Source organism: Dehalobacter sp. MCB1, assembly GCF_003590275.1.
Taxonomy (GTDB): domain Bacteria; phylum Bacillota; class Desulfitobacteriia; order Desulfitobacteriales; family Syntrophobotulaceae; genus Dehalobacter.
Genome location: NZ_LXPC01000012.1, coordinates 1 through 12,762, shown reverse-complemented (window position 1 = coordinate 12,762; position 12,762 = coordinate 1). Strand labels below are relative to the sequence as shown.

11 protein-coding genes and 1 tRNA gene are annotated in these 12,762 nt (G+C 42.1%); 10 read left to right on the top strand and 2 right to left on the bottom strand.

All coding sequences use genetic code 11. The annotated features are described in order from the left end of the window. Together rnpA and rpmH are read right to left on the bottom strand one after the other, a co-directional pair. Window positions 1-345: a ribonuclease P protein component gene (gene rnpA / locus A7K50_RS07880; protein ID WP_119775427.1), complete on the bottom strand. Its 345-nt coding sequence runs from the start codon at window positions 343-345 to the stop codon at window positions 1-3. A gap of 60 nt (window positions 346-405) precedes the next feature. Beyond that, on the bottom strand, window positions 406-540 hold the full coding sequence (gene rpmH, locus A7K50_RS07875) for a 50S ribosomal protein L34 (protein WP_081580541.1): 135 nt from the start codon (window positions 538-540) through the stop codon (window positions 406-408). A gap of 436 nt (window positions 541-976) precedes the next feature. Between rpmH and dnaA the strand changes: the two genes are divergently transcribed. The 10 genes from dnaA to A7K50_RS07825 all read left to right on the top strand — a co-directional run bounded on the left by dnaA (window position 977) and on the right by A7K50_RS07825 (window position 12,717). Next, window positions 977-2,314 carry a chromosomal replication initiator protein DnaA gene (gene dnaA, locus A7K50_RS07870; RefSeq protein WP_119775425.1) on the top strand — a complete coding sequence of 446 codons (1,338 nt, stop codon included), beginning with the start codon at window positions 977-979 and terminating at the stop codon, window positions 2,312-2,314. Window positions 2,315-2,568: 254 nt separating this feature from the next. Beyond that, on the top strand, window positions 2,569-3,666 hold the full coding sequence (dnaN, locus tag A7K50_RS07865; RefSeq protein WP_119775424.1) for a DNA polymerase III subunit beta: 1,098 nt from the start codon (window positions 2,569-2,571) through the stop codon (window positions 3,664-3,666). A gap of 21 nt (window positions 3,667-3,687) precedes the next feature. Further along, window positions 3,688-4,782, top strand: coding sequence for a DNA replication/repair protein RecF (gene recF / locus A7K50_RS07860; RefSeq protein ID WP_119775422.1), 1,095 nt, complete (start codon window positions 3,688-3,690; stop codon window positions 4,780-4,782). A 3-nt stretch (window positions 4,783-4,785) separates the two neighbouring features. Then, window positions 4,786-5,037: a DUF370 domain-containing protein gene (locus A7K50_RS07855; RefSeq protein ID WP_119775421.1), complete on the top strand. Its 252-nt coding sequence runs from the start codon at window positions 4,786-4,788 to the stop codon at window positions 5,035-5,037. Window positions 5,038-5,242: 205 nt separating this feature from the next. Further along, window positions 5,243-7,177 (top strand): DNA topoisomerase (ATP-hydrolyzing) subunit B, encoded by a 1,935-nt coding sequence (gyrB, locus tag A7K50_RS07850; RefSeq protein ID WP_119775419.1) that lies wholly within the window; start codon window positions 5,243-5,245, stop codon window positions 7,175-7,177. Between the two features lie 14 nt (window positions 7,178-7,191). Then, entirely contained in the window at window positions 7,192-9,663 is a 2,472-nt protein-coding gene (gene gyrA, locus A7K50_RS07845; protein ID WP_119775417.1) for a DNA gyrase subunit A, read from the top strand. Between the two features lie 68 nt (window positions 9,664-9,731). After that, complete coding sequence (pdxS, locus tag A7K50_RS07840) at window positions 9,732-10,616, top strand: pyridoxal 5'-phosphate synthase lyase subunit PdxS (protein ID WP_119775416.1); 885 nt, start codon at window positions 9,732-9,734, stop codon at window positions 10,614-10,616. After that, window positions 10,613-11,203, top strand: coding sequence for a pyridoxal 5'-phosphate synthase glutaminase subunit PdxT (gene pdxT / locus A7K50_RS07835; protein WP_119775414.1), 591 nt, complete (start codon window positions 10,613-10,615; stop codon window positions 11,201-11,203). The genes pdxS and pdxT overlap by 4 nt, the downstream gene beginning before the upstream one ends. Window positions 11,204-11,215: 12 nt before the next feature. Next, window positions 11,216-12,481 (top strand): serine--tRNA ligase, encoded by a 1,266-nt coding sequence (gene serS / locus A7K50_RS07830; RefSeq protein WP_119775412.1) that lies wholly within the window; start codon window positions 11,216-11,218, stop codon window positions 12,479-12,481. Window positions 12,482-12,628: 147 nt separating this feature from the next. Then, window positions 12,629-12,717 (top strand) — tRNA-Ser (locus A7K50_RS07825). Window positions 12,718-12,762: the final 45 nt, after the last annotated feature.

Here is a 12,762-nt window from a genome sequence, read left to right as displayed (position 1 = left end):
TTACGCATTCTTACCATCATAAATTCCCGCTTTTCTCCAAATATATAGTACAGATTTTTCAACTTCCTGCAAAGTTGCTTTGTTGATAGCCGTACGGGCAATCAAAATCATTTCACAATCCGTTTTCAATCCGCCTATATTCAAACGGACAGCTTCACGCATAAGCCTTTTGGCTCGGTTGCGCTTAACTGCATTGCCAACTTTTTTGGAAGCAATAAATCCAAATTTTTTGTTGTTTCCTCGAAAGATGTATATGACAACTTGTCTTGAGGTATAACTTTTTCCATTGGTAAAGACACTTTGAAAATCGGCCTTATTTTTTAATCTGTAAGACTTCAGCAGCATATAGCCCTCCTTGCATTGCCAAAGGGCGTTCAGTACAAAAAAGGCCACAAACTTGCGGCCCTAAACTGCTAACTTCTTACGACCTTTCAAACGACGACGTCTTAAAACGTTTCTACCGCCAGTACTTTTCATGCGTTCTAAGAATCCATGGACTCTTTTATGGCGACGGGATTTAGGCTGATATGTTCTTTTCAAAGCAAACACCCCCTTATAATTCCAAGAATAAAAACTCAGCTGGCACCAAGCTATTAGCCGCAGCCTTAGCTGCACTTAAATCTATCAGAAAGATGTTAGAGGTTTTCTGATAGATCTAACAAAAAACGAAAGACAGACTACAGAAAATTATACTCCAATTATTTTTATTATGTCAAGAAAATAACTGGTTAATAACTAGGTGAATACAATATGGAGAAGCTCCGGATTGTTTGTGAAGTTTCCTGGATACTCTGAATTAACTGTTGATAACGAAATGAAAACTTGTTATGATAAATGTAAATGTTCGGCCCATAGTTTGATGATTGGATGTGTATAATTTTTCTTCTTTATCCGAGGTGTTATCCACAAATAACCTGATATTTGTGAATAACTTTTTTTTACTGATGCTATTGCACTATCAATAAGGGGGTTCTCTATGTCTCCTAATATTATATATTTAAACGCTTTCTGGGAAAATATCCTTGAGAAATTGAAAGATGAATTATCTAAGCCCAGTTTTGAAACCTGGTTATCTTCAACAAAGCTCGTTGATTTTTCCAACAATCGGCTAACCATCAGTGTTTCCAATGAGTTCGCAAAAGACTGGCTGGAAAGCAGGTATTCCTCTCTCGTTAAATCTACTGTTCAAAATTACCTGAATGCACCGGTTACTCTAAACTTTATCGCTGAGCAAGATCAGTCCGATCTTACTCCAATAGAAACCCCTGGCGTAAATTTTGGTATTTTGTCTCATTCTTTGAATCCAAAGTACACTTTTGATACTTTTGTAATCGGCAACGGAAATCGCTTTGCACATGCCGCAGCACTCGCAGTTGCAGAATCTCCTGCCAAATCCTATAATCCTTTATTTGTTTACGGCGGCAGCGGGCTTGGCAAAACGCATCTGATGCATGCGATCAGCCACGTGATCAGTAAGAACTTTCCTTCGATGAAAATTCTCTATGTCACGGGGGAACAGTTCACAAATGAAATGATTGATTCTATCCGTTATGAAAGACAGGTCGAATTTCGGAACACTTACCGCAAAATTGACATTTTATTAATCGACGATATTCAGTTCCTGGCAGGCAAAGAAGGTACCCAGGAAGAATTCTTCCATACATTTAACACCCTTTATGAAGCCAACAAACAAATCATTATTTCTTCAGATCGTCCGCCGAGAGAAATACCAACACTTGAGGAAAGACTTCGTTCGCGGTTTGAATGGGGTTTAACAACGGATATTAATCCGCCTGACTACGAAACAAGAATTGCTATTTTACGCAAAAAAGCTGAGCTGGAAAATTTTATTGTGCCTGATGAAATTATTATTTTCATTGCTTCCGAGATTCAATCGAATATCCGGGAACTGGAAGGTGCCTTAAGTAAAATAACAGCTTACTGCATGCTCACTAATCAACCGATAACTGTTACCCTGGCAGAAGAGATATTAAAGGATATGATCCCTCAAAAAAATCAAAAATTAATTTCTCTCGATATGATTCAAAAAAGTGTGGCTGAACATTATAAGATGTCCATTCATGAATTCAAACAGAAGAAAAGAACAAGAACCATTGCTTTTCCAAGACAAATTGCAATGTTTCTCTGCCGCGAGATGACAGATCTTTCTTTGGAACAGATCGGTGATAAATTCGGAGGCCGGGACCATACGACAGTTATTCATGCCTGTGAAAAGATCAGTGAACTAAAAAAGAATGATCCGTTGGTTGAAAAGAGTATCAATGACATTATCAGTAAGATTAAATCAAGTTAGAATCTGATGAACCTTTATTTTATTTATTTAAACACACTGTATATTAAAAATTGTGGATATCTTTCCATCATTTCCACATAATATCAATACTTTTATCCAATCAGATAGAAACTATACTTGGCTTTTCAGATCCTTTTATCCACAATTTTTGACGCTATACTACTACGGTTACTACTAAATTAATATCTTATTATGAATAGTAAATAGTTATGTTATAATTTTGAATTGGAGTCAGAATACATAGGAGGTATCCGATGAAAATCTTATGCAAAAAGGAAGATTTGATTTTAGGAATTAACACTGTACAAAGAGCAGTGTCCTCTAAAAATACGCTTCCTATACTTCAAGGAGTCAGACTGAGAGCAGAAAGACAAAACCTTTGGTTTGAAGCCACTGATCTGGAAATTGGCATCCGCTGCCAGGTTCCGGTCAATATTCAGGAAGAAGGACAAGTGGTTTTACCTGCCAAGCTTTTTTCGGAAATTGCCAGGAAGCTTCCGGATACCGAAATTAAAATTGAAAGCACTGACAATAATATTAATATCTTTTACGATTCCTCTGATTTTGCAGTAAACGGATATGATCCTGAAGAGTATCCTGAGATTTCTGATATTGAATCCAATGAAAGTATTGAACTTCCAGCTTTACTTTTTAAAAGTATGATTCGTAAGACAATATTCGCCTGTTCAGTCGAAGAAACAAGACCTGTTTTTACCGGTGTGCTGCTTCAGGTGAATAAAGAAAATATTACACTTGTCGGAACAGATACACACCGACTTGCACTCAGCAATGAATTTTTACAGGGAAATCAGAAAGAATTCAACGGGATTATTCCAGCCAAGACCCTGCACGAGATTTATAGGCTAATGGAAGATGATGACATTATTTTAATCAGTTTTAACAATTCCAGAATTATTTTTAAATTTAGCCAGGTTCAAATTGTCACCCGTCTAATTGAAGGACAGTTTCCAAGCTACAAACAGGTCATTCCGTCAACATGCAACACGAAACTTTTGATATATACTCGAAAATTGATGGATGCAGTCGAAAGAGCCTCGCTTTTATCTAAAGACAATTACTTGAAGACCAATACGGTCCGTTTTAATATTGAAAATTCCCATATAAACATCAATCATTTTTCGGAAATGGGTAAAGTATTTGAACAGCTTGAAGTGGAACAGAATGGAGAGGACGTTGCAATATCTTTTAATGCCAAGTATATCATCGACCTGCTTAAAGTTGTTGACACCGAAAGTGTGGTTATGGAAGTATCTGGATCATCTAGTCCTTGTATCTTCAGGCCCGAAAGTAATGATAAATACTTATGCTTAGTTCTGCCGCTAAGAAATTAGCATGATGATTCGTGTTTAAATATGTATATTAAAGACTTACATTTGGTTAATTTCAGAAATTATCAAGAACAAAAGGTGGACTTCCAGCCGGGAATAAACTTGCTGATGGGTTCCAATGGTCAGGGAAAAACGAATATCCTTGAAGGAATCGGGTATCTTATTAGCGGTAAATCGGCCCGCTGCAAGTCAGAAAATGATTTAATACGCAGGGGAAAAAAAAATTTTTATCTCTCAGGTTCTTTTCAGGTTTCAGAAAGGCTCTTCATACTGGAGAGTTATTACGAGACCGGAAAAAAAGTCATGAAGATTAACCAATTGGCTTGTAAACGTCTTTCAGATTATGTTGGTACAGTCAATGGGGTTTCTTTTTATCCGGATGATTTAAATATTGTCAAAAAAGGACCCAACGAAAGAAGGCGTTTTATTGATCTGTTGATTGCCCAGGTTAGACCTGCGCATTTTGCCCTGCTCAATGCTTATTTACGGGCTGTTCATCAGAAAAATATTCTTTTAAAAAACGAAAGGAATTTTAATCTGTTAAAAATTCAGCTCCAGGCCTGGAATGAGCAGATTTGTGAGATTAGTTCCAAAATTATCATTAATCGCTTCGAATTTACAGATAAACTGAATACTCACTGCAGAAAGATATTTCAAAGTATTTTTTCGGATGAGGACCATCTTGATATTGTTTATCAAGCCTTAGGAAAAAAGGATTTAGAGCAGGCTTTACAATGCTTTCCGGAAATACTTGAGAAAAAAATGATGCAGGAAATTGAGAGAAAAGCTGTATTATTCGGACCACACCGCGACGAAATAATTATTTATCTGAATGGAAATGATACAAGAATGTTTGCATCTCAGGGCCAGCAGCGTTCTCTGGTGCTCAGTCTAAAGCTGGCTGAAATGGAAATCATTCGGAATGAAAAAGATGAATATCCAATTTTGCTGTTGGACGATGTTCTTTCTGAATTGGATGAATATCGGAGGGACTATTTAATTGAATATATCAATACCCTGCAAAAACAGACGATCATCACTATGACGGATGTAGATGATCGTCTAAATCAGAACGCAGCGGTATATCGGGTATTTAATGGAAATATAAGGAGGGAATAGTTGATGTTTTTACACATCGGTAATAATATTATGGTAAGAAAAGACAAAATCATTCTGATTCTTGATTTGGATACAGCAGGAAGCAGTCAGATTTCCCGAAGTTTGTTGAATAAAATGATGAAAAAGGGAACTGTACAGAATATTACTGAAAAAGGAAAAGAAAAATCATTTGTGATGACGGATTCAGAATATTATCTATCTCCGATTTCTTCATCGACGTTAATGAAAAGATCACAAAGCGGAAGTATTTTTTAGTATATCAGCAAGTGTAAGTACTTTTTGATACATCTAAGTAATGCTAAGGCTTCTGCCAAAGGCTTGGCACCAGCCAAGTTTTCTTTAAGAAAGACGATTCGTTGTTTTATTGACCTCCGGAATCTGGGAGGTCTTCATATTTGAATGAAAGCAGTTTTTATAGTATAATATTAAGGTTAAAGGATAAATTTGGGAGGGAACAGCTTTGCAAAATGAATCGGAATTAGCAAATCAAATAAATCCCGGATCTGATTATAATGCCGGCCAGATAGAAGTACTTGAAGGATTAGAAGCTGTTCGCAAGCGCCCCGGTATGTACATTGGTTCCACCAGCAGCCGTGGTTTGCACCATCTGGTATATGAGATTGTTGACAATAGCATTGATGAGGCAATGGCTGGCTACTGTAATGAAATACAGGTTATCATTCATCAGGGTGAGAGTATTACTGTTAAAGATAACGGACGCGGTATACCGGTCGATATGCATGCAAAGATGCAAAAGCCGGCAGTAGAAGTTGCCTTGACAGTATTACATGCCGGCGGAAAATTCAATAATGAAGCTTATAAGGTTTCCGGTGGCCTGCACGGAGTTGGGATGAGCGTCGTGAATGCGCTTTCCGTCAATTTGCGTGTTGAGATTAAAAAAGATGGAAAAAAGTACAGCCAGGAATATTCACGCGGAAAAACACTGACTGAACTCAAGGAAATTGGTACGTACCAGGGAAGATCAGGGACGATGATTACTTTCCAGCCTGATCCGGAAATCTTCGAAGATATCGTTTATGACTATGAAGTTCTGGCACATCGTTTAAAGGAGCTTTCCTTTCTGAATAAAAGTGTCACGATTACGCTGATCGACGAACGAACGGATATGAAAGATGTCTACAATCACAATAATGGGCTGATTGATTTTGTAGAATATTTAAATAAAAATAAAGATCCGATTCACCAAAAAGCGATTGTATTTGAAACGGAGAAAGATAATACGAAGGTTGAGATTGCTCTTCAGTATAACGAAAGCTATACCGAAACCCTGTTTTCTTATGCCAATAATATCAATACCACAGAAGGCGGAACGCATGAAGCAGGCTTTAAAGCTGCTTTAACCAGGGTAGTGAATGACTATGCGCGCAAAAACAATATTTTAAAAGGCAATGAGAATAACTTAAGTGGTGAGGATGTCAGAGAAGGCCTTACAGCCATTATTTCGGTTAAAATCATGGAACCTCAGTTTGAAGGACAGACGAAGACTAAGCTGGGCAATAGTGAAGTAAGATCCATTGTCGACAGCGTGGTTGGCGAGGGTCTATCGACCTTTTTTGAAGAAAATCCGGCCGTTGCTAAAAAGATTGTTGAAAAAGGCTTGATGGCGACCAGAGCGAGACTTGCCGCCCGCAAGGCCAGAGACCTCACGCGCAGAAAAAGTGCGCTGGAAAGTACTTCTTTGCCGGGTAAACTGGCGGACTGCACCTGGAAGGATCCAAGGTACTGTGAAATGTACATTGTTGAAGGAGACAGTGCCGGCGGCTCAGCCAAACAAGGAAGAAATCAAAAATTCCAGGCTATATTACCGCTGCGAGGTAAAATCCTGAATGTCGAAAAAGCCCGTTTGGATAGGATCCTAGGAAATACAGAAATAAGAGCAATGATTACAGCACTTGGTACCGGAATATCTGAAGAGTTTGATATTGAAAAATCCCGTTATCATAAAGTTGTGATTATGACAGATGCCGATGTCGATGGTGCACATATCCGGATTCTCTTATTGACATTTTTCTACAGGTATATGAAACCGCTGATTGAAAATCATTATGTTTATATTGCGCAGCCACCGCTTTTTAAGATTAAAAACGGTAAACAAATTCAATATGCTTATAGTGATAAAGAATTGAGTAAGGTTATGGAAACTGTCGGCAGAGAAAAGACAGAAATCCAACGCTATAAAGGTCTTGGTGAAATGAATCCCGAACAGCTTTGGGAGACAACAATGGATCCTGAATCCCGGACCATTCTCCAGGTTCAAATGGATGACGCCATGAAAGCGGATGAGTTATTCACGATACTCATGGGTGACAAAGTAGAGCCCCGTAAGGAATTTATTCAAAAACATGCCAGGGATGTACGAAATCTGGATATTTAAAGGAGCGTTGAACCATGTCCATGGAACTTTTTAGTGGCAAGGTTTTGCCCATTGAGATTTCCGATGAATTAAAAAAATCATTTATAGATTATTCCATGAGCGTAATTGTCAGTCGAGCCTTGCCGGATGTACGCGACGGGCTGAAACCGGTTCATCGCAGGATCCTTTATGCGATGAATGAATTAGGGATGACGCCTAATAAAGGGTATAGTAAATCGGCCAGACTGGTCGGAGATTGCATGGGGAAATATCACCCGCATGGAGACTCTTCAATCTATGATGCGTCTGTCAGGATGGCGCAGGATTTTTCCAGTCGTTACCCTTTAATTGACGGGCATGGCAACTTTGGTTCGATCGATGGTGATTCAGCGGCTGCCATGCGTTATACGGAGATGAAGATGGCTCCGCTGGCTACGTATATGCTGGCTGATATTGATAAGGATACAGTTAATTTTAGTCCGAACTATGATGAAAGAGAAAAAGAACCGGACGTCTTGCCGGCAAAATTCCCAAACCTATTGGTTAACGGTTCTTCCGGGATTGCTGTCGGGATGGCCACGAACATACCGCCGCATAATCTGGGCGAAGTCATCGACGGTGTCATTTATCTGATAGACAGTCAAGATAATGAGGATGGAGCGTCCCGACCGGGAATCAAAGATCTGATGAAATTCATTAAAGGACCTGATTTTCCGACCGGCGCCCAGATCATGGGCACGGAGGGTATCATCAGCGCGTACACAACCGGCAGAGGATCAATTAAGGTCCGGGCGAAGGCCAATATCGAAAAGATTGAGAAAAACGGGAAAATGCAAATCGTTGTTACGGAAATTCCGTATGTGGTTAATAAGTCCCGGCTGATTGAAAAGATTGCTGAACTTGTTCAGGAAAAGAAAATTGAAGGTATAACCGATTTGCGCGATGAGACCACGATGAAAGGGATGCGCATCGTGATCGAACTGCGTAGGGATGTTACTCCTCAAGTCATCCTGAATCAGCTGTATAAGCATACCCAGATGGAAGACAGCTTCGGGATCAATATGCTGGCGCTTGTTGACAATACCCCGAAAGTACTCAACCTGCAGGAAATGCTGGAATACTTCATCAAACACCAAAAAGAGGTTATTGTCCGGCGCAGTCGGTTTGAACTGAAGAAAGCGGAAGATGAGGCACATATCGTGCAAGGACTGCGCAAGGCGCTGGACTATATCGATGAAGTCATTGAAATCATTCGTTCTTCCAAGGATGATGACATTGCTAAAGCAAAACTGATTCTGCGCTTTGATTTCAGCGACAGACAAGCTCAGGCTATTCTGGACATGCGCTTAAAGCGGCTCACCGGTTTGGAACGCGAAAAACTGGATGCCCAGTATCAGAAGCTGATGGATGAGATCGCCTATCTCACGGCTGTTCTTAACTCAGATAAGATGGTCCGCGAAATTATTAAAGCAGAGCTGAAGGAAATCAGGGATAAATTTGCGGATCCGAGACGTTCTGAAATCACTTTTGATGCGACGAAGATGGAAATTGAAGATTTGATCGCGGATGAGGACGTTGTGATTACGGTCACGCACAGAGGGTATATCAAAAGACTGCCTTTAAATACCTACCACAGCCAGAGGAGAGGCGGCCGTGGAGTCACCGGTATGTCTACCGGAGAAAATGATTTTGTGGAGAGCCTGTTTATTGCCTCTACGCATCATCATATTCTTTTCTTCACTTCACGCGGCAAGGTTTACCGTTTGCGGGCGCATGAAATACCTGAAGCAAGCAGAACAGCCAAAGGTACTGCGATCGTGAACCTTTTGAGTCTCGCGCAGGATGAAAAAGTCACCGCGACGATTGCTGTCAAGGAGTTTAAAGACCAATTCAACCTGCTGACAGCAACGAGAAACGGGATTGTCAAAAAGACTTCGCTCCAGGATTATGACACGAAAAGAAGTGATGGCTTGATTGCGCTGACGCTGGATGAAAATGACGAACTGATCGGCGTGCGTCTCACGAAAGAAAATGACGATGTCGTGATTGCAACCCGCCTGGGCCTGGCGATCCGCTTCTCCGAGGAGGATGTCAGAGCTATGGGACGGACAGCCCGAGGTGTAAGAGGAATCTCTCTCAGGAAAAATGACTATGTTATTGCGATGGATGTTGTCGATAAAACCGCCAGTGATTTAGAATTGCTGACAGTTACCGAGAATGGCTTTGCCAAACGAAGCGAACTGGATGATTTCCGGATCCAGGGACGTGGTGGCAAAGGCATCATCGGGCACAGAGTCACTTCCAAGACCGGGCCTCTGGCTGCCGTCAAGGTCGTCACCGCCGATCAGGAACTGATGGTCATTACCGATGAAGGTATTGTGATACGTCAGGAAGTCAGCGGCATCTCCGTTCAGGGAAGATCGGCCCAGGGGGTAACCGCAATGAGGACAGGCGACAGTAAGGTTGTGGCCGTAGCTAAATTTGTAAGTAAAGAAGAAGAAGAATAAACGATTAATAAAATGATTATAACAGGGAACAATATTACGATTAACAGATCTATTAGGAGGAATCATTCATGGTTGAGGTAGCTTCATGGAAAGTAAAAACGGGCTTGGCGGAGATGTTAAAAGGAGGCGTCATTATGGACGTCACAACACCCGAACAGGCAAAAATAGCTGAGGAAGCCGGAGCCTGTGCAGTTATGGCCCTGGAAAGGGTACCCTCTGATATCCGGGCCGCAGGCGGTGTAGCAAGAATGGCCGATCCGACTATCGTTAAAAAGATCATGGAGGCTGTAACGATTCCAGTTATGGCCAAAGCAAGAATCGGACACTTTGTCGAAGCCCGGATCCTGGAAGCACTTGGTGCAGATTACATTGATGAGAGCGAAGTGCTAACCCCTGCTGACGACCTTTATCACATCGACAAGAATCAATTTAAAGTGCCGTTTGTCTGCGGTGCACGCAACCTCGGTGAGGCCCTGCGTCGAATCGGTGAGGGTGCTGCGATGATCCGCACCAAAGGCGAGCCCGGAACAGGCAATGTAGTCGAGGCTGTGCGCCATATGCGGACGGTCATGGCCGATATCCGCAGACTGACCACGATGCCAAAGGAGGAACTGATGACCGCGGCCAAGGAAATGGCCGCGCCCTACGATTTAGTTCTATATGTTGCCGAACACGGAAAACTTCCGGTTGTTAATTTTGCAGCTGGCGGAATTGCGACCCCGGCCGATGCGGCCCTTATGATGCAGCTGGGCTGCGATGGTATTTTTGTTGGCTCCGGCATATTTAAATCCTCTGAACCGACCAAAAGAGCCAGAGCGATTGTTCTCGCAACCACCCACCACAATGATCCGGACATGCTGGCTAAGCTTTCAGAAGAAATTGGGGAAGCAATGCCTGGTCTGGAGATTTCCTCGATTGCTCCGGCGGAAAGAATGCAGGATCGGGGCTGGTGAGCATGAAAAAGAAAATTGGTGTCCTGGCTATCCAGGGCGCTTTTCGCGAGCACTGCAAATTATTGGAAAGACTTGGAGTTGAGGCGGTTGAAGTCCGCAGTGTCGATGATTTAAAAGGAATCAGTGGATTAATTATTCCCGGTGGGGAAAGCACAGCAATTGGTAAGCAGCTCGAAATTGACGGTTTTGGTGACAAAATTGCAGAAATGGCTGGTGAAGGTTTTCCCATTTTTGGGACATGCGCCGGCATGATTCTACTTAGTAAAAAAATTGATCAGAGCAGCCAGTATTCTTTGGGTCTTCTGGATATTTCCGTCAAACGAAATGCTTTTGGGCGGCAGATTGCGAGTTTTGAAGCGGATATCCCGGTTAAGGGACTGGAAGGCGGAAATCTGCGGGCCGTATTCATTCGAGCGCCGTATGTGTTGGAAGCAGGTCCGGAGGTCGATGTGCTGGCCGTATATGCCGGAAAGATTGTCTTGGTTCGGGATGATCATATTCTGGCCAGCGCGTTTCATCCCGAGCTTACAGACGATACCAGAATTCATAAATATTTCATTAACATCGTTGATCAGTATCGAAAATAGGAGGGGCCCGTTATGCTCGATCTAAAATTTGTGCGCAGCAATCCCGAGATTGTCAAAGAAGCGTTAGCGAAACGCTGTGCCGATATCAACCTGGATGATTTTTTACGCCAAGAGGAAAAAAGACGGCAAATCTTATTTGAGGCGGAAAATCTGAAAGCGGAACGCAATAAGGTATCTGAAGAAGTTGCCCGGCGGAAGAAAAGCGGGCAGGATGCCGAGAAGCTGATCCTTCAAATGCGTGAGGTTGGTCAGAACATTAAAACGCTGGATGACAGTTTAAACGAGATCGAGCAAAAAATGCTGGAAGTACTCTATTTGATCCCGAATATTCCCGATGCATCTGTTCCGGTTGGTAAAGATGAAAACGATAACATCGAAGTCCGCAAATGGGGTGAACCCAGGAAGTTTGAATTTCAACCGCTAACCCACTATGAGTTGGGGGAAAAACTTGATATTTTAGATTTTGCCCGGGCCGGCAAAGTAACTGGAACTCGATTTACATTCTACAAAGGGCTCGGAGCGCGCCTAGAAAGAGCCTTGATCAATTTTATGATGGACAGGCATGCCGCCAAAGGCTATACGGAGGTCTTTCCGCCGTTTATGGTCAACCGGCAGTCTATGTTTTCCACCGGTCAGCTGCCCAAATTTGAAGAAGACGCTTTCAAAGTGGAAAAAACCGATTATTTCCTGATTCCTACAGCAGAAGTACCAGTCACCAATATTTACAGAGATGAGATCCTTGAAGCAGATATGCTTCCGATTAAATTTTGTGCCTACAGTGCATGTTTCCGTGCCGAAGCTGGAGCTTCCGGGAGGGATACCCGCGGGCTGATCCGCCAGCATCAGTTTAATAAAGTTGAGCTTGTAAAATTCTCCCTTCCGGAGAATTCCTTCCATGAGTTGGAGATGCTGACCGCGGATGCTGAAGCGATTCTGCAGGAACTGGAACTCTCTTACCGCGTTATTGCTTTATCCACCGGCGATCTTGGATTTAGTTCTGCTAAAACGTATGACCTTGAAGTATGGCTGCCAAGCTTTAATCTGTACAGGGAAATATCTTCCTGCAGCAATTTTAATGATTTTCAGGCTAGAAGAGCGAATATTCGTTTTCGGCGCGGACCTAAGGAAAAAGTGGAGTTTGTGCATACCTTAAACGGCAGCGGACTGGCCATCGGCAGGACCGTATCGGCTATTCTGGAGAACTATCAAGAAGAAGATGGTAGAATCAGGATTCCGAAAGCACTGGTTCCATACATGGGTACGGAATTTATCGGTTAGATTAGAATAAAGTTTTTTTGATTAATGCTAAGAGCATTAATGCAATTAGATTATTATATTGTTTGTTGCTTTATTGTTTAAATTTGGCGCAAACAGCTTCTTGTTTAGTTATAAAGTTTATGTTATACTATCTATCGTCTTACTGCTGGAGGGGTGTCCGAGCGGTTTAAGGAGCCGGTCTTGAAAACCGGTGACTCCGAAAGGAGCCGTGGGTTCGAATCCCACCCCCTCCGCCATGCAATCTATATGGCCTCGTAGCTCAGGTGGATAGAGCGGGGGTT

Excerpts from the sequence above, each read along its gene's own strand:
- rnpA (WP_119775427.1), bottom strand. The coding sequence starts at position 345 with ATGCTGCTGAAGTCTTACAGATTAAAAAATAAGGCCGATTTTCAAAGT.
- dnaA (WP_119775425.1), top strand. The coding sequence starts at position 977 with ATGTCTCCTAATATTATATATTTAAACGCTTTCTGGGAAAATATCCTT.
- dnaN (WP_119775424.1), top strand. The coding sequence starts at position 2,569 with ATGAAAATCTTATGCAAAAAGGAAGATTTGATTTTAGGAATTAACACT.
- recF (WP_119775422.1), top strand. The coding sequence starts at position 3,688 with ATGTATATTAAAGACTTACATTTGGTTAATTTCAGAAATTATCAAGAA.
- A7K50_RS07855 (WP_119775421.1), top strand. The coding sequence starts at position 4,786 with ATGTTTTTACACATCGGTAATAATATTATGGTAAGAAAAGACAAAATC.
- gyrA (WP_119775417.1), top strand. The coding sequence starts at position 7,192 with ATGTCCATGGAACTTTTTAGTGGCAAGGTTTTGCCCATTGAGATTTCC.
- pdxS (WP_119775416.1), top strand. The coding sequence starts at position 9,732 with ATGGTTGAGGTAGCTTCATGGAAAGTAAAAACGGGCTTGGCGGAGATG.
- serS (WP_119775412.1), top strand. The coding sequence starts at position 11,216 with ATGCTCGATCTAAAATTTGTGCGCAGCAATCCCGAGATTGTCAAAGAA.